This window comes from Microbacterium sp. PAMC22086, assembly GCF_019443525.1.
GTDB lineage: Bacteria > Actinomycetota > Actinomycetes > Actinomycetales > Microbacteriaceae > Microbacterium > Microbacterium maritypicum.
Window position 1 is genome coordinate 84,192 of record NZ_CP080380.1, and the last position, 22,573, is coordinate 106,764.

A 22,573-nucleotide genomic window follows, 5' to 3' on the forward strand; every position below is an offset into this window, starting at 1 on the left:
GGCCGACCGTCTGCGCCGGATGCTTATGGGGATCGACGAATGCGGTACCGCTCAGCCTAGTCAGACTTTCGCATACCTTCAATCACCCGTATGCCGTCGCGCTCCTTGTTCCACCTTTCGCCAGGTCAACGGAGCCTCATCGCGCCCGGGCCTGCATCACAGCCAGCGTCGGGCTTTGAAGACCCAGTACAGGCCGAATCCGCCGAGGATCATGGCGAGGACGGCGAGGGGGTAGCCGAGGGGCCAGTCGAGTTCGGGCATGTAGGTGAAGTTCATGCCGTAGATAGTGCCGATGAGGGTGGGGGCGAAGAGGATGGCTGCCCAGGAGGAGATCTTCTTGATCTCTTCGTTCTGCGCGAGACCGGTCTCGGAGAGGCGTTTGGTCTCCTCATTCTGGGCGAGGCTCGCCTCCGACAGTCGCCGCATCTCGTCGTTCTGCTGCTGGGTCACGAGGGTGGAGTGGACAGTGAGTGCGTTTTCGAGGAGAGTGCGGAATTCGTCGGCGCGTTCGGTGATCCGGATGACGTGATCGAGGACGTCGCGGAGGGAGCGGCGCAGCTCGAGGTCGACACCATACTTTTCCGCACCCCGCTCAAGCCCTTCCAGCATGTCCCGCAGCGGCCGCGTGGCGCGCTGGAACGAGATCACTTCTCCGAGGAGTTCGTAGATACGCCGGGAGACGGCGGGGTCGCCGCCGAACAGCTGGTCCTCGATCTCGTCGATGTCGTTTTCGAGGCCCGCGGTCACGGGGGCGTATCCGTCGACGATCTCGTCGAGCACGGTCCAAGAGCGAGCAGGTCGGGGTTTGCCTCGAGCCGGGAGCGGACACGGGCGAGGTTCGGGTTCTCGGCGTGACGGACCGGTTCCGAGGAACTCGGCAGCGGCTCGGCGCAGCATGTGCGGTCGTTCGGCTGCGGCGAGGGACGGCTGAGTAGTTTTCATGTCGGCTCATCTTGACCCGAACCATGTACTTCAGTCAATATTGAGACAATGAACACTGAGAGAACTGACCAGGTGGAGGCGCGCGCCGCGAGGCACGCCGCGTTAGGCGATCCCTCACGTCTGCGTATCGTCGACCTCCTCACGCTGGGCGATCTCTCCCCGACCGAGATCCGCGTGGCTTTGGGTCTTCCCTCGAACCTCGTCACGCACCACCTGAACGTGCTGGAGTCCGTGGGGATGGTGTCGCGCTCCCGCTCGGAGGCCGACAAGCGCCGCAGCTACGTCCACCTGACCGAGAACGCACTTCGCGGACTCACCCCTGGACGGGTGGAGCGCGCGAGCCGGATCGTGTTCGTCTGCACCGCGAACTCCGCCCGCTCGCAGCTCGCGGCGGCGCTGTGGTCGACCCACAGCAGCATCCCGGCGTCATCCGGCGGAACGCACCCGGCCGAACGGATCGATCCGGGGGCGATGGCCGCAGCCGCTCGCCACGCGCTTTCCCTGCCCGACGAGCTGCCCCGCGACCTGACGTCAGTGCTGACCGGCTCGGACTTCGTGGTCACGGTGTGCGACAACGCCCACGAAGAACTCGGCATCGCCGGGCACCTGCACTGGTCGATCCCCGACCCCGTGCGAATCGGTACCGACGACGCCTTCGACACCACCTTTGACGAGTTGGAGCGCCGCATCGCGGAACTCGCGCCCCGGCTCGCCGCCAGCTGACTCACCCTGAAAGAGAACCCATGACTGACACCACTCCGACCGTCCTCTTCATCTGCCAGCACAACGCCGGCCGCTCACAGCTCGGCGCAGCCCTCCTGGAGCACCTAGCCGGCGAACGCTTCACCGCCACCTCGGCCGGCCTTTCCCCCGCCGACGAAGTGAACCCGGCCGTAGCCGCCACCGTGGCAGAGCTCGGAATGGATATCACCGCTCGGGTGCCCCGCGCCGTCACGCTCGAGGACCTGAACACCGCCGACATCGTGGTGCTCATGAAGCCGGGACTCACACTGCGTTCCACGCCCCGCGGAGAGGTTCTGGAGTGGTCGTTCCCGAATCCAGAGTCGTGGGACGCCGACGCAGTACGCCCGCTGCGCCAGGCCGTATCCGAGAAGATCCAGACCACACTTCTCAACCGTTGAGCTGATCGGAGCGGGAACGCCAAAGCTCAGCACTCGTCCACCGAATACGCCTGCCGAAACCCTCTTACGGCGCACGTTTCTGGATCCCTGTCAGCGGCTGCACGGGTCGCCTCGCCGAAAACGATCGTTTTCGGTGACCAGCGTGCTGAACGAGTGGCAGGCTCGGAGAGTAAGCCGAACGGGGACAGATAATAGGTACGAGCTTGAGCCAAGCTGTGTCGGCCAGCTTGGTTCCCGTAAGGCCGAGCAACCCCACGCACGATGACATTCGAACATCGGAAATGCTATGCAAAAGACCTCACTCATCGCCCTCGCGCGACACGAACTCTCTCAGGCGAAGGAAGCGTCCAGTGGTAGAAGCGCGAAGACCGTCTTCGGAGGACACGAGCATCAACTCCGACAAACGCTTATTGCTCTCAAGGCCGGCGAAAGCCTGGCTGAGCACGAAAGCTCCGGAGAGGCAACCCTGCAAGTCCTCGAGGGCCGCGTCCTGCTCAGATTCGGAGACCTGTCGTGGAACGGATCTCCCGGTGACCTCCTCATCATCCCGGACGGGCTCCACTCACTCGACGCCATCGAGGACTCAGTCATCCTCCTGACCGTCGTTAAGAAGCACTGAAGCAGGTTGCGTACGGATCGTGGGAACTCCGCAGTACGGTGCACTTGATCCTCTCGCGCTCATCCATGATGAGCTGATACACGATTCCACCAACAACGCGCTGCGAGAGCAGGGCATGGACCCCATTTACACGGTGGGTGCCGCTGCGCGCGTGGCCGTCATTGGCCAGGCGCCGGGACGCCGCGCGCAGGCAAGCGGGGTGCCGTGGGACGACGCCAGTGGTGCCACCCTCATGCAGTGGCTTGGTGTCACCGAAGGACAGTTCCGAGACCCGGACAATTTCGCTCTCTTGCCGATGGACTTCTACTACCCCGGCCCCGGTCGCAGCGGGTCGGGAGATGCGCCGCCGCGTCGAGGCTTCGCGGCCAGGTGGCATCCGCCGCTCTTCGCGTTGATGCCTGATATTCGTTTGACTTTGTTGATCGGACGCTACGCACAGCAGGCGTACTTGCCGATTGCGAAGACCGCGACGCTGACCGCGACGGTACGGAATTATCAGCAGTTTCTTCCTGAGCTGTTCCCTCTAGTGCACCCGTCGCCGCTCAACTTTCGTTGGCACGCGAGGAACCCGTGGTTCGCCGCAGACGTCGTGGAAGATCTCCGTTGGCACATCGAGACCGCGTTGCGGTGAAACCGTTTCTGGGGGTGAATCAATCGCTGATGCCCGCGCACTACATCGGGTCGCGCCGGCCCGTGATGTCCTCCCGCACTGCGATCGTGTTCTCAGGGCTCGCGCCGGCACCGCCGAGTCCGCCCCGGGTGTGGGGACCCGCACCTCGCCCCTGACGACAAGCCCCCCTGTCGTCAGGGGCGAGTCGTTGCGGGTCTGCGCCAGCTGACGGGGAGGTCGCGCATCACGAGGGCACTGTCGATCTGCGCAGCCCCTCGCGGAAGCCCGTCGAAGAACGACGACCCGACCTCGTTCACGCGCCCCGCCTCCGCGACCCACCGCGTCGTCGACAGCTCCACCGCCTCCGCTCCTCTGCCGTCCCGCCGCGGCGACCAGCCGATCGAGCCCGCACGGTAGAACTGCGAGGCGTCCTCGACCGTCGGGAAGAGCGTGCTCTCCCATCCGTCGGTCACCTCGACGTCAGCGAACACGCTCGCGTCGGACGCCTCCATCCCGACCCGGAACCGGGCGCCGATCTCCTCGATCACGAACCGTGCGCGCCGCTGGATTCCCGGGAAGAACCTGCCGCCCCCGACAACCGGAACGATGTCGGAGGAGTGCCGTTCGATGACGTACACGCCCGTGCGCGTCGCCCCACCCTCATCCCACTCGACCGCGAATCGGTGCGCGGCGTTCTCCGTGGAGATGCCCCAGCGCGGACGCACCCAGCCGGGACGCAACTCCGTCAGCGCGATCAGGCACACTCCCCCGACGGCGCTCCCGTCGACGAGTTGGGGTCGAAAGGGGGCAGGGATGATCCCGCCCGCGACCGCGGGATCGACCCGATAGGTCAGCAGCAGACGGCGCCGCATCCGGCCACGGAGAGTGCGCAGGAGAAGGTTCATGCCTTCAATTTAACAGCTTCGCTAAATAGCTACAAGCCTTCGGCGAGAGAGGGGCCGGCCACTCGGCCGTCAGGCTCCGAGCCGCTTGAGGGCGTTGGCGACGACGTGCTTCGCGGATGCCGCCGCACGTCCGACGACCTCGGCCGCATGGGTGGCGCTTTCGTTGAGCGGGATGCCCGGGTAGACGATGTCGGGGGCACCGTCGCCGAAAGCGTCGACCAGGAACGGCACCAGCCAGTCGTCCACGGCCTCGAGCGGCTCGACCGCGAGACTGTAGAAGCGTCGCTGGCCGTCTTCGCGCACGGTGACGAGCTCGGCGTCGCGCAGCACCTTCAGGTGCTTGGACACGGTGGGCTGGCTGATGCCCAGATCGGCGACGATCTGGCTGACGCTCGTGCCCGCCTCTCCTTCGGTCGTGCGCCGCAGCAGGAGCTGGAGGATGTCTCGCCTCGTACCGTCTGCGATCACGTCGAAGATGTCCGTCATGAGTTCAGGGTAGTCGTCCCCGGCACGGAGTACCATGACGAAGGCTCGGCGACAGGCGCCGTGCGGCCGCTGTGCGCGGTCGAAGGAGAAACCACAGGGGGCAGCGATGTCGGGCATCGTTTCGGCGTCGTCCCCGCGGCAGAGCCTCAAGAGCGCGGCCGGTTGGGTAAAGCACCTCGTCACCTCTTCGCCGTCACGCTTCGCGATCGTCATCTTCGCGCTGCTGATCCTGGTCTTCACCGTGCTGCTCTCCCTGCCGATCGCCTCCGCGAGCGGAACCGTGACGCCGCTGAGCGATGCCCTCTTCACCGCCGTCTCCACCATCTGCGTCACCGGACTCGCGACCGTCGACATGGCCAACTACTGGTCGCCGTTCGGTCATGTCGTGGTGTTCCTCGGCGTGAACATCGGCGCACTGGGTGTCCTCACCCTCGCCTCGCTCATGGGCATGCTGATCTCGAAGCGCCTCGGCCTGCGCGCCAAGCTGATGGCCGCCGGCGACACCAATCCGATGCGGGCGCACGGCGGCGTGGTCAACGAGAGCCAGACCGTGCGGCTCGGCGAGGTCGGCCAGCTGCTGACCACGGTCGCCGTGTCAGCGCTGATCATCGAGGCCTCGCTCGCGATACTCCTCTACCCCGCGCTCGTGATGGCCGAGGTCGACCCGATCGCGGCACTCTGGGAGGCTCCCTACTTCGCGGCGATGGCGTTCACGAACACCGGGTTCGCACCGAACGACGGCGGCGTCGCCGTGTTCGCCGACGACTACCTCGTGCTCTCGCTCCTCATGGTGGGCGTCTTCCTCGGCAGCATCGGTTTCCCCGTCATCTACACCCTCGCCAAGCACGTCTGGCATGTGAAGCGCTGGTCGCTGCACACCAAGCTCACGCTCGTCACCACCATCCTGCTGTTCATCCTGGGTGCCGCCGTGTTCGTGGTCCTCGAGTTCAACAACCCCAAGACGTTCGGGTCGATGGATGCCACCGACACCACGTTCCAGGCCTTCTTCCTCTCGGCGATGACCCGCTCCGGTGGCTTCAACGTCATCGAGATGGACGATCTGAACGGCTCATCCCTGCTCGCCGCGAGCATGCTGATGTTCGTCGGCGGCGGCTCCGCCTCGACCGCCGGCGGCATCAAGGTGACCACTCTCGCGGTGCTGGCCATCGCGGTGTGGTCCGAGGCCAAGGGGCGCCAGTCGGTCGAGGCCTTCGGTCGCCGCATCCCGAGCGATGTGCAGCGCGTCGCCCTCAGCGTCGTCGCATGGGGCGCGACCATCGTCGCCCTGTCGACGATCGTGATCGCCCAGATCACCAAGGCGGACATCAGCCATGTCCTGTTCGATGTCATCTCGGCGTTCGGCACTGTCGGGCTGTCGACAGGGCTCACCGCAGAGCTCCCCGATTCGGCGTCGTACGTCATGGCCGCGACCATCTTCATGGGCCGCGTTGGTACAGTGACTCTCGCCGCGGCAGTCGCCGCGACATCACGAACGCAGTACTACTCACTGCCCGTGGAAAGGCCGATCGTTGGTTGAAGTCCTCCGGGGCGACGCTCCCGTCCTCGTCATCGGCCTCGGCCGGTTCGGCGCCGCCTGCGCCGGAGAGCTCGACCGCCTCGACCGCGAGGTGCTCGCGATCGACGACAACCTCGAGCTCGTGCAGAAGTGGTCCGAGCGCGTCACGCACACCGTGCAGGCCGATGCGAAGAACATCGATGCCCTCCGGCAGATCGGCGCACAGGACTTCCAGGTCGCCGTCGTCGCGGTGGGTTCCTCGATCGAGGCATCGGTGCTGATCACGGCCAACCTCGTCGACCTGAAGGTGCCGCAGATCTGGGCTAAGGCCGTCTCGCAGTCGCACGGCAAGATTCTCGCCCGCGTCGGCGCCAACCACGTCATCTATCCCGAGCGCGAGGCAGGCGAGCGCGTGGCGCACCTCGTGAGCGGACGGATGCTCGACTTCATCCGCTTCGACGACGACTTCGTCCTCGCCAAGATGTACCCGCCGAAGTTCATCCGCGGTGTCGGTCTGAACGAGTCGGGCGTGCGCTCGAAGTACAAGGTCACCGTCGTGGGCGTGAAGAGCCCCGGCAAGCCGTTCCGCTATGCCGAGGCGAACACGATCGTCACGAACCACGACCTCATCATCGTCTCGGGCACCAACAGCGACATCGAGCGCTTCGCCGGCCTCGATCGCTGACGCCGCCCCGGCTTCGTTTCCCGGCTCCCCCTCGCGGCGGATGTGCGAGGCCTCACAGCCGTGGTGGGATGGGAGTCATGACCGACCCCGCAGCGGCCCCTCCCGTCCTCGCCCTTCGCGGGCTTCGCAAGCAGTTCGGGCAGAAGGTCGCCGTCGACGGTCTCTCCCTCGATGTGCCCGCCGGATCCATGCTCGGCCTGCTCGGCCCGAACGGCGCCGGCAAGACCACGACGCTCGCGATGGCCACGGGCCTGCTGCGTCCGGATGCCGGAACCGCCTGGGTGCTCGGTGCGGACGTGTGGCAGAACCCCGCAGAGGCGAAAGCGCGCATGGGTGTGCTCCCCGACGGCATCCGCATGCTCGACCGGCTGACCGGCGCCGAGCTGCTGCGTTACACCGGGCTGCTGCGCGGAATGGCCGAGACGGAGGTCGTCTCGCGGACCGGTGATCTCCTCGATGCGCTGGGGCTCGCCGATGCGCGGGACACGCTCGTCGTCGACTACTCCGCCGGCATGCGCAAGAAGATCGGGCTCGCCTGCGCGCTGATCCACGCACCTCGACTGCTCATCCTCGACGAGCCGCTGGAGGCGGTCGACCCGGTATCGGGCGAGACGATCCGTCAGATCCTGCGCTCCTTCATCGACGGCGGCGGCACGGTCGTGCTGTCCAGCCACGTGATGGAGCTCGTCGAGTCGATGTGCGACAGGGTCGCCATCGTGGCCGAAGGACGCCTGCTGGCGCACGGCCCGCTCGACGAGGTGCGCGCCGGCCTCTCGCTGCAGCAGCGATTCCTCACGCTCGTGGGGGCGCACGACCTCGGGACGGAGACGCTCGCATGGTTGCGCTCCTCGTAAGCCTGCGCTGGCGGCAGCTGCGTCATCAGCTGTCCCGCAATCCCTGGATGATCGTCACCCTCATCATCACCGGGATGATCGCCCTCGGCCTCCTGGCCGTTCTCACCGCCGGGCTCGTCGCTCTGCGATTCGCCACGCCGGAGGGTGCCGTCACCGCCCTCGTGCTCACCGGGGCCGCGATCGTCATCGGATGGTGGATCGGCTCGATCCTGGTCAGCGCCGACGACTCACTCTCTCCCGAGCGCTTCGCGCTGCTGCCCGTGACCGCGCCCGCACTGCTGCCCGGATTCGTGATCGCAGGGGCCACGACCATCGGCGGCATCGGCACCACCGTCGCACTGCTGCTGATGCTGGTGGGCTGGTCGGTGAGCCTGCCGGCACTGTTCACCGCCCTCCTCATGATCCCCGTGGCCGTCGTCACCTGCGTGCTCGGTGCGCGCGTGGTGAGCGGCCTGCTCGCCGGCTGGCTCGCGCGTCGCAGCACGCGTGATCTGGTGCTGACTCTCGGTGTGCTGCTCGCCGCCTCGTCCGGGCTGATCCTCAACCTCGGGATCGGTGCGCTCACCACGGTGACCGACGTCGGCGGAGCCTTCTCCATGGTCGCGGACATCGTCGGATGGACACCGCTCGGTGCCGTGTTCGGGGTTTCCGCATCGGCCGCGCAGGGCGACGTCGTCACCGCGGCGCTTCGCCTGGTGATCGCCCTCGCGACTGTGTTCGTCCTATGGTTCGCGTCGCAGCGCCTTCTGGCCGCGCGTCTCGTCTCGCCGATCCAGAGCAGCGGTGGCGGACGAGTGCGCTCCGGTGGCCTGCTCGATCGGATGCTGCCGGCGAACTCGACGGGCGCGGTCGCTGCACGGTCTCTGCGCTACTTCCGCCGCGATCCGCGACAGCTCGTCAACATCGTGATGCTTCTGCTGCTGCCGGCGATCTTCATCGGTATCGCCCTGATGAACGGCCTGCAGGAGGAGGCGATCGGCTTCGCCCCCGCGATCACCCTGATCCCCGCGATCAACGCCCTCCTCGCCGGAACGATCGTGCAGATGGCGATCGCCTACGACAACGACGCCGTCGCCATGCACATCCTCACCGGAGTCACCGGGGCCGCCGACCGCGCGGGGCGCCTGCTCGGCTTCGGACTGATCGCGGTACCGGTCACGGTCGCGCTGTGCGTGGCAACCTGCCTGCTCGCAGGACGGCCGGACCTGCTGCCCGGCAGCCTCGGTGCGTCGCTCGGCCTCACGGCGATCGCCGCCGGCGCCGGAGCGTGGGTGGGCAGTTTCCTCCCCGGGCGGGCACCGGCCCCGGAGGCGAACCCCTTCGGCCGCGGATCTTCCGGCGGGGTGCAGTCGCTGCTCGCGATGATCATCATCGGCCCGATCACGCTCGTGCTCGGTGCACCGGCGCTCGGATTCGCCATCGCAGCGATCTGGAATCCCGGGCTGGGGTGGATCAGCCTCGCCTGCGGCATCGTCTTCGGCGGTCTGGCGCTCTGGGGCGGAACCGTGCTCGGCGGGAAGATCCTGGATCGTCGCTGGCCCGAGGTGCTCGCCGACGTGTCCAGCGAGAGCTGACCGCGGCGGACCGGGTCAGGCGTCGATGTTGAGCACGATCTCGATCACCAGATCGCACCCTCGATCCGCAGTCGCATGGCTCAGGCGCCGGCGGCGAGCTCCCTGGCCCGTGCGAGTGCGGCGTCCGCAGCCTGGGCGAAAGTGCGATCGAGGTGCGCTTCCTGCAGCACGGCGATCGCCCGTTCGGTCGTTCCCTTCGGGCTCGTGACGCGACGGCGCAATTCTGCCGGCTTCTCGCCCGAGGCATCGAGCAGGGCTGTCGCCCCGATGAACGTCTGCTCGACCATGAGCCGCGCATCCGCATCGGCGAATCCCATGCCGACGGCGGCCTTCGTGAACTCCTCGATCAGCAGGTAGACGTAGGCGGGCCCTGAGCCCGAGATCGTCGACAACGCATCGATCTGAGACTCCGGCACCTCGACGACAGCCCCGACGGTCTCGAAGAGGCGGCGGACGAGAGCGAGATCCTCGTCCGGGACCGCAGCGCCGGCGGCGAGACCGGTGACGCCCTTGCGCACGGTCGACGGAGTGTTGGGCATCGAGCGGATGACTCGGGCTTCAGGACCGAGCACATCGGCGAAGGTCTGCAACGTGACGCCGGCGGCGACACTGACCACGATCGCGTCGGCGGCGAGGTGCGGGGCGATCTCGCGCAACAGATCGGGCACCATCGCCGGCTTCACGCCGACCACCACGATCCGCGCTCCCGCGGCTGCCTCGACGTTGCCCTCCGGACGCTCGGCGAGGGCGACGCTCGTGACGCCGTCGAGGTCGGCGAACGCCTCCGCCTTCTCCGCGGTGCGGTTCGTCGCGGTGATCCCGCCGTCGATCCGGATGCCCGAGGCGACCACTCCGCGCAGGATCGCACCGCCCATCGAGCCGGCACCGAGGAAAGCGAGGGAAGGAAGCGAGTCAGCCATGTCGTCATCCTACGGCGGGCACTCCGACATCCTCAGGCGGGCGGTTCTAGACTCATCCCATGAGTGCATCCGGAGGCAACAAGGCCATCGTCGCGGCGTTCCTGGCGAACATGGGCATCGCCCTCGCGAAGTTCATCGCCTGGGCTCTCTCCGGATCCGCCTCGATGCTCGCCGAGGCCATCCACTCCGTCGCCGACTCGGGCAACCAGCTGCTGCTGATGCTGGGCGGACGCAAGGCCCGGCGCGAGGCCGACCGAGCGCACCCGTTCGGCTACGGCCGAGAGCGCTACGTGTACGCCTTCGTCGTCTCGATCATCCTCTTCTCGGTCGGTGGCCTCTTCGCGATCTACGAGGGCGTCGAGAAGCTCACGAACCCGCACGAGCTCGACAAGACATGGTGGTGGCTGCCGCTCGTGGTGCTCGTCGTCGCCATCGGACTCGAATCGTTCTCGCTGCGCACCGCCATGCGCGAGAGCAACCTCGTGCGTGAGAAGGGCCAGTCGTGGGTGTCGTTCGTGCGCCGCTCGAAGGCACCGGAGCTTCCCGTCGTGCTGCTGGAAGACGTGGGCGCACTCACCGGCCTCACGTTCGCGCTGCTCGGCGTCGGCCTCACCCTCATCACCGGCAACCCGATGTTCGACGCGCTCGGCACCGTCATGATCGGTGTGCTGCTGGTGCTGATCGCGATCGTGCTGGGCATCGAGACGAAGAGCCTCCTGGTCGGAGAAGGCGCGACCCAGGCCGACCACGACCGCATCGTGGACGCGATCAACGCGGGCGATGAGATCGAGAAGATCATCCACATGAAGACCCTCTACCTCGGCCCCGACGAGCTGATGGTCGCGGCGAAGATCGCCCTCAACGCCGACAAGCCGCTGCGCGAGGCCGCCGACGACATCGATGCGATCGAGGCGCGGATCCGCGAGGCCGTGCCGGTGGCACGGATCGTCTACATCGAGCCGGACGTCTACCGCCCCGCGATCGATCCCGAGCCCTCGACCGACGTCTTCGTGCTCAAGTCCTCGGACTGACCGCGGGAGCGCTCAGCGCCGCTGCTCGAAGAACGAGCGCAGGAGTGCGGTCGCCGCATCGGCCGCGACACCGCCGATGACCTCGGCACGGTAGGGCAGCCGCCGGTCGCGCAACACGTCGTACATCGAGCCCGCCGCGCCCGCCTTGTCGTCCCAGGCACCGAAAACCACGCGACCGATACGGGCCTGCAGGACCGCCCCGGCACACATGATGCACGGTTCGAGAGTCACCACGAGCGTGTGCCCCTCGAGATTCCAGGAGCCGACCACTGCCGCGGCACGTCGGAGCGCTTCGATCTCGGCGTGACCCGTCGGATCGTGGGTCTCCTCGCGGGTGTTGCGACCCTCGGCGATGATCCGCCCGTCGGGGTCGAGGACCACCGCGCCGACGGGGATCTCCGAGGCCGCCGCAGCCTCGGCCGCGAGCACGAGGGCGCGCGCCATCGCGAGGTCGTCGGCAGCGGTCATGCGTCGAGCCTACGACAGCCGCCGAGCGCGGCCGGAGCATCCGATGTCGTGCCTGGCCCCGCAGCGCATTACCCTGTATCCATGCGTGTTCACGTGGCCGACCACCCTCTCATCACCCACAAGCTCTCGGTGCTGCGCGACGCGCGCACGCCGTCGCCGGTCTTCCGGCAGCTCACAGAGGAGCTCGTCACGCTGCTCGCGTACGAGGCGACTCGCAACGTGAAGGTCAGCCCGATCGAGATCACGACCCCGGTGACGACCACGATGGGTGTGAAGATCTCGGAGCCCCGCCCGATCGTGGTGCCGATCCTGCGCGCCGGTCTCGGCATGCTCGAAGGCCTCGTGAAGCTGCTCCCGACGGCCGAAGTCGGCTTCCTCGGCATGGTGCGCGACGAGACGACGTTCGAGCCGACGACCTATGCCGAGCGCCTGCCCGACGATCTGAGCGATCGCCAGTGCTTCGCGATCGACCCGATGCTGGCTACCGGTGGCTCGCTCGCCGCGGCGATCCAGTTCCTGTTCGACCGCGGCGCGAAGGACGTGACCGCGATCTGCCTGCTCGGAACCCCCGAGGGCGTCGCCGCGATCGAGGCCATGGCGGGCGACCGCGACGTGACTCTCGTGCTCGGCGCACTCGACGAGCGCCTCGACGAGAAGGGCTACATCGTTCCCGGGCTCGGCGACGCCGGCGACAGGCTCTACGGCACCGTCTGATTCGGCTCTACGCCGCCGGATTCAGGCGGTACGCCCGTTCGTCGCCGTAGTGAGTGAATCCGGCGCGCGCCAGGATGGGCGCCGATGTCGAGATGCGACCCTTCACGAGGGCCGTCTTCGCTCCCCAGGTGGCACTCCGGCGCAATCGCTCCGCGAGCACCGCACGGTACGCCCCCCCGACCGCGGTCCGTCGCAAGCGTGGATGCACCCCAGAGGCGGACGAATCCGTCGTCGATGGTGCACCCTCCGGTGCTGACAGCGCGGTCGCCGATCCGCGCGAGGACCCGGAACCCCTCGCGCGCCTCGAGTGCTGCGGTCACTTCGGCGAACTCGGCCTGCAGACCTTCCGCATCGAGCGGTCGCTGCTGCCACACCGGCACGTTGACGGTGTCCACAGCGCGCACCTGCTCCAGCGTGCGCACGACCTCGACGGTCACATCCGCGGGCACGTCAACGGTTGCACCGTCGAGAGGGCGAGCGAATACCGCCACCGTGTCGATGTGTTCTGCGCCGCGCCGACGCAGTTCCTCCTCGAGGTCAGGGCGGTCGGCGGAGCTCGTCCAGAATGTGAATCGCTGCGCGCCCCACGCTCTCGTCCGCTCCAGCGCATGATCGACCACCTCCGCGGGGCTGAGACTCGATTCCACCTGGGAACCGCGCACCCCGCCGCCGAACCTCTCCGGATCACGCACGAGCAGCAGGTGCTCGCGCCCATTCTCGCTGTCGCGGGGGAACCAGACCCATGCGGCCGAGGCGGCCAGGATCTCGTCGACCGTGTGGGCGCTCATCCCGCTGCCCCGACGAGACGGGCGAAGGCGCTGAGGCGAGCCACACCCTCCGGCGTGTACGGCAGATCGTCCAGCAACGCGGGCGAGTGGATCAGGTAGGCGACAACCTGGGCGCGGGAGATCGCCACGTTGAGTCGATTCTGCAACAGCAGGAATTCGGGCCCGCGTGGCGCATCCCGACCGCTCGATGCTGCCAGGGAGGTGATGGAGACGACGGCCTCCTTGCCCTGGAAGTTGTCGACGGTGCCCACCGGGACGTCGGGGAACCCGGCATCGGCGAGCGCATCGAGGACCAGCTGACGCTGCGCGTTGTAAGGGGTGACGACGATGATGTCGGACTGCGTGAGAGGCCGCTTCGAGGCGCCGGGGTCGTTGTCCGTGAAGGTGCGCCCGACCAGGTCGGCGACGAGCCGCACGACCTCCGCGGCCTCTTCGGGAGACTGGGTCGCATTGCCGCGATGACGAAGAGGCATGACGTGAAGGCCCGGGTCGATGCCGTCGAGCGATCGGCGCTCCATGCCAGGGGCCGAGGCGAGCTGTCCGGCATAGGCGAGCTTCGATACGGGCGCGGCGACGAAGGGATGCATCCGCCACGATCGCGCGAGGAAGTAGCCGTACTCGGGACGCACGACCGGATCGCCGTCCATCACCCAGCCGAGGGCGGATGTGTCCACCGGCTCGGGGTGGGCTCCCTGACTCACCTGCGGCAGCTGCTGCGGATCGCCGAGGAGGAGCAGCCGCTTCGCCCCGGCCGCGACCGCGATCGTCGAGGCGAGCGAGAACTGCCCCGCTTCATCGATCACGAGGAGGTCGAGTCCTGCCCGACCGACGCGCTGGGTGTTGCTGAAATCCCACGCCGTACCGCCGACGACGGCCCCCTCGCCGGCGTGCTCCCCGAGGAACGACGCCATACCGCTCTTGGGGATCACGGTGTAGGGCGGATCCGCATCCGGGTCCTTCGGCGCCTTCGCCACCTGTGCCGGCGAGACGCCGTCGGCGACGACCCTTGCCAGGAGAGTCTCGATGATGGCATGCGACTGCGCGACGACACCCACCTTGAAGCCGTGCTCATTCACCAGGCGTGCGATCACCCGCGATCCTGTATAGGTCTTGCCTGTGCCGGGAGGACCCTGCACGGCGAGATAGCTGCGGTCGAGATCGAGCACACCGCGCACGATGGCATCGACGGTGTCATCACCGGCCTCCGGCAGTGCGCGTCCCGGCACCGTGCGTGGCGGGATACGGCGCAGGATGTCGGTCGCGGCGTCTTCTGGGAAACCGGGAGCGGCCAGGTGCACGGCGTCGGCCCACTCGTCGATGGCTCCCTGGAGTGAGACCACACGTGGGGGCGCCGCCGGCGTGAGCGCGAGCGGCAGCTCGTCCCAGGTCTGGCCCTGCACGGCCGTCTCGGTGACGAGGTAGCCGTCGTCGAGCACCTCGGAGACCGTGACCGTGTGCGGTACATGGACCGCACGAGACGGCACCTCGGTGTCGAACGGAGCCGGGACCTCGTAGAGCGCGAACGGCTGAGCCCCCGGGCCGAGCGTCGTGCCGGGTGACACCTCGCCGCGGATCTCGATGTCGCGCGACATCACCCGTCGCCCCTCGCCGATGCTCCACTCCCGACGCACGACCGATGACGGACGGTCGATCCGCACCACGTCTCGCGTGCCGTCCCACATCGTCACCGGTTCGCGCAGCCGCTGGAAGTGCGACACCCAGAAGCTCTTCGCCTCGCGGGGGAAGTAGTCGATGGCCGCAGCGGCGATCCGGTGCACCAACCCGTCGTCGCCGGCCTCGACAGCACGTTCCGCGTCGGCGAGGAGCGCGACCGAGCGGGGCGACGGCTCGTAGATGACCTCGTCGGCATCGTCGGGCGGTGCGGGCGTCACGCCCTGCTGTCTGGCGATGTCGATGAGCCAGTTGCGCAACCGCCGCGTCGAGACGCAGTCGTAGCGGTTGTAGTCGGCGAGGTCGGCCAGAACGGCGTCTGCCTCGGCCCTCTCCCCCGCCGCCGCGAGCTCGCGGGCCGCGACGTACTGCACGATGGAGTCGTCGCCCTTCTGCACGTCGCTGGTGCGCACGTCTTCGCCCATGTAGAGCGGTTCGAGCTTCTTGATCGAGTACGAGCGGGACCCGACCCGCACCGTCCGCAGCACGAGCGGGTAGAGGTCGACGAACACCCCCTCGCGCAGCAGCCGGTCGACCTCGCCCTCGCGCACACCGTGCCTCGCAGCCATGGCCACCAGGTGCGAGGTCTCGTAAGGCGCATAGTGGTAGATGTGCATGCCGGGGTGTGCGAGCCTGCGTGCGTTCACGAAGTCGAGGAAGTCCTCGAGCGCGCGCTTCTCGTCGGCGAACGTGTGCGCCCACAGGGCCGAGTACTGGTCGGCGTTGTCCACCCAGCCGAACAGGTAGTCGATCCCCCAGCGGGCCTCGCCGTCGGGAGCAGGCTCGGTGTACAGCGGATCGCCCTCGAAGTCGAAGAAGATGTCGCCGTGACTGGGCAGCGGAAGAGTGTGGATCGCCTGCGCGTAGTGAACGTCGAACGTCGGCGCCCCCTCGGCGTCCGCCTGCAACTGCAGACGGGCCTGTGCGCGAAGGGTCTCGAAGGTGTCGGCGTTCATGCCCGCCGGCGCCTCGACGGCCGCGGCCAGTGCGTCGATCGTCTCGACGCCGGAGGCCCGCAACCGGGCCCGCTGCACCGGTCGCATCCGCGCGACCATGAGAAGGTCCCGGTGCGCGAGCACCTGCTCCTCGCAGGTGGCGCAGCGCCCGCAGGCCACGACCTGGAGGTCGCCGCGATCGTCGCCCCACGCCAGCGGAGCGCCCGCCGCACCGTCGGCGATGCGCCGATCGGCGATGAGTGCGCGCAGCCGTGCGCGTCGCACCTGGAACAGCGGGAGGAGATCGTCGACGGCATGCGTGCTGAGCGTGCCGTCGCCGAGGATGAGGTCGACCTCATCGGCACGCGCGATGCCGAGGCGATCGAGCTGGTCGACATATGCCGCGAGCTGCATGAGGGCGGTGACACGCGCCTTGCGCGCCAGCTTCGAGTCCTGCACCCGCCAGCGCCCGTCGTCGTCTTTACGGAGGAAATCGGCGAAGCCGACGAACTCCTCGGTTGCGAAAGCGGCCTGGAAGACGACCTGTACGTCTGAGCGCAGCGCGGTCACCGTCTCATCGATCGCCGCGGCCAGTGCTTCGGCGTCGACCGACGAGACCTTCTCGACACGGTGGACGTTCTCGTCACCGAGATCGCCGATGTAGCGGGCGAGCACGTTCTGCTCGTGCACATCGCCGAGCTGCGCCGCGCGCTTCAGCGTGGCGTCTTCCGGTTCTTCGACGGCTGGCACCCGCCCCAGCTTCGCGTCGATCGCCCGACACCATGCGAACTCGCATTCGGCGGCCGCCTTGAGGTCGCTCGCGCTCCAGATGACGCGCTGCGCCTGAGTGTCGATCCGCACGATGCTCCCGTTCTGTCGGATCCTTCGACACTATCCGCGGCATCCGACACGGGCGAACGCGTGCGCCTGTCGAGACGACCGGCGTCAGCGCCACCAGGTGTCATCGGGAGTCACCGGAAGATGCCGCTTGTGCTGCGTCGCGAGGTACCTCGCCTCGATGCGGCCGGCGACCTCGGGGTCGACGTCGCGCCCTTCGAGGAAGTCGTCGATCTGCTCGTAGGTGAGTCCGAGCTCATCCTCATCGGCACGCCCCGGTTGACCGTCGAGCAGGTCGGCGGTCGGCACCTTGAACGCCAGCCGATCCGGGGCGTCGAGGAACTGCAGCATCGAGCGCCCCTGCCGCTTGCTGAGCCCGGAGAGCGGGAGGATGTCGGCCGCGCCGTCGCCGAACTTCGTGTAGAAGCCGGTCACAGCCTCGGCGGCGTGATCCGTGCCGATCACCAGCATCCCGTCATGGCCGGCGAGCGCGTACTGCGTGACCATGCGGACACGCGCCTTGATGTTGCCCCGGTTGAAGTCGCTGATGTCGCTCGTGACCGCGAACTCGATGTCTTCCTCGACACCGTCGACGCCGTTCTGGATGTTGACCTCGACCGAGGAGTCGGGCGCGATGAAGTCGAGGGCGGCCTCGGCGTCTGCGGCATCGTGCTGCACACGGTAAGGCAGGCGCACGGCGAGGAACTTCGCCTCCCCTCCCTCCGCCCGCACCCGCTCGACGGCGAGCTGCGCGAGGCGTCCGGCCAGCGTGGAGTCCTGCCCACCGGAGATCCCGAGCACGTAGCCCTTCGCCCCGGTCGTTCGGAGGTAGTCGACGAGGAATCTGACCCGACGCTCGACCTCGGTCTCGGGGTCGATCTCGGGCCTGACGCCGAGGTCTTCAGAGATCTGCTTCTGCAACGACATGTCATCCTCCGTCTTGTCCTCGAATCAGTATCGCCCTTCCGTGTTACACCCGGGTGACGCCGCGGCGTGCGCATGCTCCTGCCAGCGAAGACCTGAGAGAATAGGCCAGTGAAACTGCTGCTCGCTGCCCTCGAATCCGAACTGTCCGCATTCCCTGAGGAGCTCGACGGCTTCGACCGTCTCGTGAGCGGCCCCGGCAAGCTCCAGGCGACCTACGCCCTGACTCGCGCGCTCGACGCCAAGGTCTACGACGAGATCGTGGTCGTGGGCACGGCCGGCGCGATCGATCCCGACCTCGCGGCGACCGTCCACGAAGTCGGCACCGCGTTTCAGCATGACGTGACCGATCTCGACGGCATCTCGGGCCGGCACGTGTCGCTGCCGGCACGTGTCTCGACCGGGCGCGACGGCGTGCTGATCGCCACCGGTGACCACTTCGTCGAGGACGCCGAGGTCACCGCCGTGATCCGTCCCTCGGGCGCGGCCCTGGTCGACATGGAGACCTACGCCTACATCTGGGTCGCCGGACAGTTCGATGTCCCGATCCGCGTGTTCCGCGCGGTGTCCGATCAGGCCGAAGACGGGGCGTTGACGGATTGGCGTGAGGCCGTCGCGCGCTGCAGCGTGCAGTTGCGCGAATTCATCCGCAGCGAGTACGGCGTCTGAGAGCGCGGGGACGCCTGTCCCCGCGTTTCGACTCAGCCGGCCTGCGCTCCGCGGGCCACGATTGACTCAGCGCGCCTGCCTCAGCGGGCCTCGATGATGCTGGGCCCGTTCGGCAGCGCTCGCACCGTGAGCTGAGCGGGAATCTGCTCCTGCATGGCCTCGACGTGGCTGATGATCCCGACCGTCCGGCCTCCCTGTCGCAGCTCGTCGAGAGTGCGCATCGCGACGTCGAGCGTGTCTCCATCGAGGGAGCCGAATCCCTCGTCGATGAAGAGGGTGTCCAGGCGGATCCCGCCCGCGCGTGCGGTCACAACCTCGGCCAGTCCCAGAGCGAGGGCGAGGGATGTGAGGAACGTCTCACCCCCCGACAGCGACTGCGGCGGTCGGGTCTGACCGGTGAAGGCATCGGAGACCACGATCCCGAGACCGGACGCAGCACCTCGAGCCGCCAGTGCATCGGAGTGCTGCAGTTGGTAGCGGCCCGTCGACATGTCGTGCAACCGGCGGTTGGCCGCCTCGACGATCTCTTCGAGCTCGGCGGCGAGGACGAAGGTCTCGAGCGTCATCTTGCGGGTGTTCGCGCCTCTGCCCGCGATCGTGTCGGCCAGGTTCTGCAGCACCTCGAACTCCGCGGCGTCGTCGGCGGTGCGGGCATGCTCGGTCGAGGCCGACTCGATCAGGCCTCCGAGCCGTTCCGCTGTGCCGGCCGCCCTCGCCGCTTCGTCGACGGCCGCCGTCCAGGCGCCGCGGGCGGCGGCAGATGCCTGCTCAGCCGGCTCCAGGTCGATCGGCTCCTCGGGCAGCGTACGCAGTTCGAGATCGAACAGGACGGCCCGTTCCTTCTCCCGCTGCACGGCATGCCGGGCGATCCTCGCGTCGAGGGCCTCCTGCTCCTCCATCGAACGCAGCGCCCCCTCGGCGGCGGCCACGTCGTCGAACACGGATTCTGCGAGCGCCGCGTCCCGCTCCGTCTCCGCCTCGACGAGCGCCTCGGCCCTGCGCGTGCGCTCCGTGATGGCCTGGATGAGCGCGTGCGCTGCGGCAATCCTCGACTCCGTGTCGGCGAGCCGGGCGGCGACGGTGTCGAATCCACCCCGCGCCTCGACGATCCGTTCGTGCGCCTCGGCGCTCCGCTGCCGCAGTAGAGCGTGCTGTTCTCGTGCTTCCGCAAGGGCTCGCGCATCCTCTTCCCGTTCGGCATCGAGCCGCTCGGCACGGGCGACGAGCTCGCCCAGCTGGATGTCGAGCGCCGTGAGGTCTTCCAGGGCCGCACGGGAGATCGAGAGCGCCGCAGCGGCGTCGGCGTACTCACTCTCGGCCTGTTCGATGTCCCGCCCGTCGGCGCGGGCGGTGGCGGCGGCCGACTCGGCGCGCAGCGTCGAGGAGGTCGACGCCAGCTGCCGCTCCTTCTGCGCCGCGGCATCTCGCGCTTCTTCCGCGAGGGCGATGTCCTCGAGCGAGACGGGGTCGGAATGCGTGGCCGGTGCCGGGTGATCGAGCGAGCCGCAGACAGGGCAGGGATGTTCCTGTCGGAGTGTCGATGCGAGCTCTCCGGCCATGCCGTCGGTTCGCCGTTGACGCAGCTGAGACAGGGCCGACTGCGCAGCCGCATGCAGCGCTGTGGCCTGCGTGACCTCGAGGTCGAGTGCGCTCTCGGCGGCACGCAGCCGTTCCGCCTCCCGCGCGGCCTCTCGACGCACGTCTGCTGCCGCCAAGGCCGCCTGTCGGTCGTCCACACGGTCGGCGAGGCGCCGGGTCTCGTCTCGTCTCGTTGTCAGCGCGGCGATCTCGTCGGGAAGTGCGGTGCGCTTCGCGTCCGCGGCTTCGATGCGTAGAGTCGCTGCTTCGACCGCGGCCTCTGCCGATCGCACCTCGGCGTCGAGTGCCGGCGCCGCCTCTTCGAGTTCTCGCGCCCGCTGCCAGGCTCCGCTCTCCCGGGTGCGCTCCGCCGTCCACGCGTCCAGGTCGCCATCCACAGCGAGTCCGAGGGCCTCTCCTGCCGCACGGGCGCTCTGTTCGTCTCGGGATGCGCTCGCGAACGCCGTATGCGCGCGTGCCGCGGCGGCGATCGTCGAGCGGAGCGCTTCGGCGGCGCGCGCCGCGGTGAGCTCCGCACGGGCCTCCTCGATGACGGGCACCTCGGAGTCGAGGCGTTCGAGCGCAGCCCTGGCGCGGTCGCGCTCACGCTGCGCGCGCTGCTCCTCGCGCGTCGCAGCGAGCGCCTCATCGGCTGCCGCCGATTGCTTCTCCGCGTCGATGCGCTCCGATGCTCGGCGCTCTGCACGATAGTCGGCGCGGGCCTTCGCCCGTCGGAGGGCGCCGAGACGCTCATCGATTGACGACGACACGTGCGGAGCCTCGGGCTCTGTGTCATCGCCGTCTCCCGACAACCCATCGGCGGCCACAAGGCGCTCGGCCTCGTCGACACGGGCCTCGACGGTCGCGAGCCGAGTGCCGAGCGCCTGCTCCGCCTCCCGACGACGCTCATCGAACCGCGCCTGCACATCTTCGAAACGCTGCGTGCCGAACAGCCTGCGCAGCAGCGCCTGCCGGTCGCGGCTCCCCGCGAGCAGGAACTCCGAGAACCTGTTCTGCGCGAGCAGGATCACCTGCAGGAACTGCTCCCGGCTGAGCTGGAGGATCTCGTCGAGCTCGCCTGCGACATCGACCGCGCGTGCGGCGCGTCCGACCCACCCTGCATCCGTCCACACCTCGAGGGCCACGGCCGACGCCTGCTTGGTCATGCCGCCGCCGCGCTTGGCCGGGCGCAGATACTCGGGCGAACGGGTCACCCGGAACCGGCCGGTGGGAGTGCTGAACTCGACGACCACCTCTGAGGGATCGTCGGGCTCGCAGTGGTCGCTCCGAAGGCGCTTCTCGCCGCCGTCGTATCGTGGCACTCCGCCGTAGAGACCGAAGCAGACGGCGTCGAGGATGCTGGACTTGCCCGCCCCGGTCCGTCCGGCGATCAGGAAGATGCCATCGTCGGCGAACGCGTCGAAGTCGACCGTCTGACGCGAGCGGAAGGGGCCGAAGCCCTCGACCTCCAGGCGATGAAGACGCATCTAGACGAGCGCCTCAGCGCGCACACGCTCGTCGAGGATCGCCCGGATCAGGTCGCGCTCGGCCACCGTCGGCCCCTGACCCGCCCGCACATGTTCGAGGAAGGCATCGATGCGGTCGGCATCGGTCACCGCGTTGCGCAGACGCTGCACGTAGGAGCGCTCGTCTGCTTCGGCCCTGACCTCGGGCTGATGTTGCACCATGGCGCAGTAGGGGTAGCTCTCGCGGAGGCGGCGCATCGGCTCGGTCTGCGGCACGGCGTCGGTGTACACGGCGCAGACCCAGTCGTCTGCGTGCGTGGCGACGCTCTCGGCGGAAAGGAGCTCGTCGAGCGGGCCGGTGAGCGTGACCAGGCGGCGCGGCACCGGCAGCTCGAGCCACTCGACCTCGGCGAGTCCATCGGCATCGACGTCGACGAGCCACGACCCGCGAGGCTTGTCCTGCTCCCCGAAGCTGTAGTGCAGAGGCGCCCCCGCGTAGCGGACCCGATCACTGAGCTTCTGACGCCCGTGGATGTGGCCGAGCGCCACGTAGTCAGGACCGTCGAACACACTCAGCGGTACGACATCGAGGCCGCCTTGACGCACCTCGCGCTCGAGCCCGACCGTCGCGTCGACACCGGCGGCGAAGCAATGGGCGATCGCCACCGAGCGCCCCTCGTGTCGCGCCATCCCGGCGCGCACGAGGTCCATCGCATGCGCCATGGTCTGCGCCTGCGTGCGCAGCTGACGCCCTGAGCCATCGCCCTCGGGCCAGTGCTGGCGCACGATCGCCGGCTCGAGATAGGGAATTCCGAAGAAGTGCACCGGCCCATGCGCATCGGCGACGGTGACGGGGACGCCGACCGCCAGCGGGTCAGTCAACACGTGGATGCCTTCGCGGAGCAGACGGGCCTGGAAGCCGAGCCGTGCGGCCGAGTCGTGGTTGCCGCTGGTGACGATGACACGGGCACCCGTCTCGTGCAGGGCCACCAGCGCATCGCCCAGCAGGGTGTAGGCGGCGCCGGACGGAGTGGCGGAATCGAACACGTCTCCCGCGATGACGACGACATCGACCGCGTTGTCGCGAACCTGTGCGGTGAGCGCTCCGAGAACCTCGGCGAGAGCGTCCATGGTCGAGTTGCCATGGAACGTCCGGCCGATGTGCCAGTCAGAGGTGTGCAGGATGCGCATACTCACACGGTACGAAGCCCCTCCGACATTCCGTCCGAGGCGTGCCGT

The 22,573-nt window shown here is 68.3% G+C and carries 20 protein-coding genes and 1 pseudogene; 11 read left to right on the top strand and 10 right to left on the bottom strand.

Translation table 11 applies throughout. The annotated features are described in order from the left end of the window. Positions 1–156: 156 nt before the first annotated feature. Positions 157–860: pseudogene (locus KY497_RS00355) on the bottom strand (magnesium and cobalt transport protein CorA); the annotation flags it as partial. 130 nt (positions 861–990) lie between these two features. Between KY497_RS00355 and KY497_RS00360 the strand changes: the two are divergent. The 4 genes from KY497_RS00360 to KY497_RS00375 all read left to right on the top strand — a co-directional run bounded on the left by KY497_RS00360 (position 991) and on the right by KY497_RS00375 (position 3,334). Beyond that, positions 991–1,665: a helix-turn-helix domain-containing protein gene (locus tag KY497_RS00360; protein ID WP_219869556.1), complete on the top strand. Its 675-nt coding sequence runs from the start codon at positions 991–993 to the stop codon at positions 1,663–1,665. A gap of 20 nt (positions 1,666–1,685) precedes the next feature. Beyond that, complete coding sequence (locus tag KY497_RS00365) at positions 1,686–2,084, top strand: low molecular weight phosphatase family protein (protein WP_219869557.1); 399 nt, start codon at positions 1,686–1,688, stop codon at positions 2,082–2,084. 286 nt (positions 2,085–2,370) lie between these two features. After that, on the top strand, positions 2,371–2,703 hold the full coding sequence (locus KY497_RS00370) for a cupin domain-containing protein (protein WP_058631432.1): 333 nt from the start codon (positions 2,371–2,373) through the stop codon (positions 2,701–2,703). 19 nt (positions 2,704–2,722) lie between these two features. Continuing rightward, positions 2,723–3,334: a uracil-DNA glycosylase family protein gene (locus KY497_RS00375; protein WP_054682934.1), complete on the top strand. Its 612-nt coding sequence runs from the start codon at positions 2,723–2,725 to the stop codon at positions 3,332–3,334. A 173-nt stretch (positions 3,335–3,507) separates the two neighbouring features. On the opposite strand, the gene KY497_RS00380 is transcribed toward KY497_RS00375, so the two are convergent. Further along, the gene (locus KY497_RS00380; RefSeq protein ID WP_219869558.1) at positions 3,508–4,218 is read right to left on the bottom strand and encodes a DUF2071 domain-containing protein; all 711 of its coding nucleotides are present in this window, start codon (positions 4,216–4,218) and stop codon (positions 3,508–3,510) included. A 69-nt stretch (positions 4,219–4,287) separates the two neighbouring features. Continuing rightward, positions 4,288–4,704 (bottom strand): helix-turn-helix transcriptional regulator, encoded by a 417-nt coding sequence (locus tag KY497_RS00385; RefSeq protein ID WP_055871149.1) that lies wholly within the window; start codon positions 4,702–4,704, stop codon positions 4,288–4,290. Between the two features lie 106 nt (positions 4,705–4,810). On the opposite strand from KY497_RS00385, the gene KY497_RS00390 reads away from it, so the two are divergent. The 4 genes from KY497_RS00390 (at position 4,811) to KY497_RS00405 (ending at position 9,333) form a co-directional block, all read left to right on the top strand. Next, positions 4,811–6,241, top strand: coding sequence for a TrkH family potassium uptake protein (locus tag KY497_RS00390; protein ID WP_017828120.1), 1,431 nt, complete (start codon positions 4,811–4,813; stop codon positions 6,239–6,241). Beyond that, positions 6,234–6,905: a TrkA family potassium uptake protein gene (locus KY497_RS00395; protein WP_017828119.1), complete on the top strand. Its 672-nt coding sequence runs from the start codon at positions 6,234–6,236 to the stop codon at positions 6,903–6,905. The genes KY497_RS00390 and KY497_RS00395 overlap by 8 nt, the downstream gene beginning before the upstream one ends. A gap of 77 nt (positions 6,906–6,982) precedes the next feature. Then, entirely contained in the window at positions 6,983–7,759 is a 777-nt protein-coding gene (locus tag KY497_RS00400; protein WP_219869559.1) for an ABC transporter ATP-binding protein, read from the top strand. Then, positions 7,741–9,333, top strand: a complete 1,593-nt coding sequence (locus tag KY497_RS00405) for a hypothetical protein (RefSeq protein ID WP_219869560.1) — start codon at positions 7,741–7,743, stop codon at positions 9,331–9,333. Before KY497_RS00400 ends, KY497_RS00405 begins: the two co-directional genes overlap by 19 nt. 80 nt (positions 9,334–9,413) lie before the next feature. Here KY497_RS00405 and proC read toward each other — a convergent pair whose 3' ends face one another. Continuing rightward, positions 9,414–10,253 carry a pyrroline-5-carboxylate reductase gene (proC, locus tag KY497_RS00410; RefSeq protein ID WP_219869561.1) on the bottom strand — a complete coding sequence of 280 codons (840 nt, stop codon included), beginning with the start codon at positions 10,251–10,253 and terminating at the stop codon, positions 9,414–9,416. A gap of 59 nt (positions 10,254–10,312) precedes the next feature. Here proC and KY497_RS00415 point away from each other — a divergent pair, with 59 nt between their 5' ends. Next, positions 10,313–11,284: a cation diffusion facilitator family transporter gene (locus KY497_RS00415; protein ID WP_218682366.1), complete on the top strand. Its 972-nt coding sequence runs from the start codon at positions 10,313–10,315 to the stop codon at positions 11,282–11,284. A gap of 12 nt (positions 11,285–11,296) precedes the next feature. On the opposite strand, the gene tadA is transcribed toward KY497_RS00415, so the two are convergent. Beyond that, positions 11,297–11,752 (bottom strand): tRNA adenosine(34) deaminase TadA, encoded by a 456-nt coding sequence (gene tadA / locus KY497_RS00420; protein WP_218682365.1) that lies wholly within the window; start codon positions 11,750–11,752, stop codon positions 11,297–11,299. A gap of 81 nt (positions 11,753–11,833) precedes the next feature. On the opposite strand from tadA, the gene upp reads away from it, so the two are divergent. Next, positions 11,834–12,466 (top strand): uracil phosphoribosyltransferase, encoded by a 633-nt coding sequence (upp, locus tag KY497_RS00425; protein ID WP_017828113.1) that lies wholly within the window; start codon positions 11,834–11,836, stop codon positions 12,464–12,466. On the opposite strand, the gene KY497_RS00430 is transcribed toward upp, so the two are convergent. From KY497_RS00430 to nadE, 3 genes are all read right to left on the bottom strand, one after another. After that, positions 12,451–13,254 (bottom strand): hypothetical protein, encoded by an 804-nt coding sequence (locus tag KY497_RS00430; protein ID WP_258185776.1) that lies wholly within the window; start codon positions 13,252–13,254, stop codon positions 12,451–12,453. The genes upp and KY497_RS00430 overlap by 16 nt on opposite strands. Further along, a complete protein-coding gene (locus KY497_RS00435) occupies positions 13,251–16,721 on the bottom strand; it encodes a bifunctional RecB family nuclease/DEAD/DEAH box helicase (protein ID WP_219869562.1) in 3,471 nt (1,156 codons plus the stop codon). Before KY497_RS00435 ends, KY497_RS00430 begins: the two co-directional genes overlap by 4 nt. A gap of 84 nt (positions 16,722–16,805) precedes the next feature. Next, entirely contained in the window at positions 16,806–17,624 is an 819-nt protein-coding gene (nadE, locus tag KY497_RS00440) for an ammonia-dependent NAD(+) synthetase (protein WP_219869563.1), read from the bottom strand. A 108-nt stretch (positions 17,625–17,732) separates the two neighbouring features. Between nadE and KY497_RS00445 the strand changes: the two genes are divergently transcribed. Further along, positions 17,733–18,290, top strand: a complete 558-nt coding sequence (locus tag KY497_RS00445; protein ID WP_219869564.1) for a nucleoside phosphorylase — start codon at positions 17,733–17,735, stop codon at positions 18,288–18,290. Between the two features lie 80 nt (positions 18,291–18,370). On the opposite strand, the gene KY497_RS00450 is transcribed toward KY497_RS00445, so the two are convergent. Together KY497_RS00450 and KY497_RS00455 are read right to left on the bottom strand one after the other, a co-directional pair. Further along, positions 18,371–21,355: an AAA family ATPase gene (locus tag KY497_RS00450; protein ID WP_219869565.1), complete on the bottom strand. Its 2,985-nt coding sequence runs from the start codon at positions 21,353–21,355 to the stop codon at positions 18,371–18,373. Then, positions 21,356–22,525, bottom strand: coding sequence for an exonuclease SbcCD subunit D (locus tag KY497_RS00455; RefSeq protein ID WP_055869977.1), 1,170 nt, complete (start codon positions 22,523–22,525; stop codon positions 21,356–21,358). Positions 22,526–22,573: the final 48 nt, after the last annotated feature.

Bases quoted from the DNA above. Each gene is read 5' to 3' on its own strand.
- KY497_RS00360 (WP_219869556.1), top strand. From the start codon at position 991: ATGAACACTGAGAGAACTGACCAGGTGGAGGCGCGCGCCGCGAGGCAC.
- KY497_RS00365 (WP_219869557.1), top strand. From the start codon at position 1,686: ATGACTGACACCACTCCGACCGTCCTCTTCATCTGCCAGCACAACGCC.
- KY497_RS00370 (WP_058631432.1), top strand. From the start codon at position 2,371: ATGCAAAAGACCTCACTCATCGCCCTCGCGCGACACGAACTCTCTCAG.
- KY497_RS00380 (WP_219869558.1), bottom strand. From the start codon at position 4,218: ATGAACCTTCTCCTGCGCACTCTCCGTGGCCGGATGCGGCGCCGTCTG.
- KY497_RS00385 (WP_055871149.1), bottom strand. From the start codon at position 4,704: ATGACGGACATCTTCGACGTGATCGCAGACGGTACGAGGCGAGACATC.
- KY497_RS00390 (WP_017828120.1), top strand. From the start codon at position 4,811: ATGTCGGGCATCGTTTCGGCGTCGTCCCCGCGGCAGAGCCTCAAGAGC.
- KY497_RS00400 (WP_219869559.1), top strand. From the start codon at position 6,983: ATGACCGACCCCGCAGCGGCCCCTCCCGTCCTCGCCCTTCGCGGGCTT.
- KY497_RS00405 (WP_219869560.1), top strand. From the start codon at position 7,741: ATGGTTGCGCTCCTCGTAAGCCTGCGCTGGCGGCAGCTGCGTCATCAG.
- proC (WP_219869561.1), bottom strand. From the start codon at position 10,253: ATGGCTGACTCGCTTCCTTCCCTCGCTTTCCTCGGTGCCGGCTCGATG.
- KY497_RS00415 (WP_218682366.1), top strand. From the start codon at position 10,313: ATGAGTGCATCCGGAGGCAACAAGGCCATCGTCGCGGCGTTCCTGGCG.
- tadA (WP_218682365.1), bottom strand. From the start codon at position 11,752: ATGACCGCTGCCGACGACCTCGCGATGGCGCGCGCCCTCGTGCTCGCG.
- upp (WP_017828113.1), top strand. From the start codon at position 11,834: ATGCGTGTTCACGTGGCCGACCACCCTCTCATCACCCACAAGCTCTCG.
- KY497_RS00430 (WP_258185776.1), bottom strand. From the start codon at position 13,254: ATGAGCGCCCACACGGTCGACGAGATCCTGGCCGCCTCGGCCGCATGG.
- nadE (WP_219869563.1), bottom strand. From the start codon at position 17,624: ATGTCGTTGCAGAAGCAGATCTCTGAAGACCTCGGCGTCAGGCCCGAG.
- KY497_RS00450 (WP_219869565.1), bottom strand. From the start codon at position 21,355: ATGCGTCTTCATCGCCTGGAGGTCGAGGGCTTCGGCCCCTTCCGCTCG.
- KY497_RS00455 (WP_055869977.1), bottom strand. From the start codon at position 22,525: ATGCGCATCCTGCACACCTCTGACTGGCACATCGGCCGGACGTTCCAT.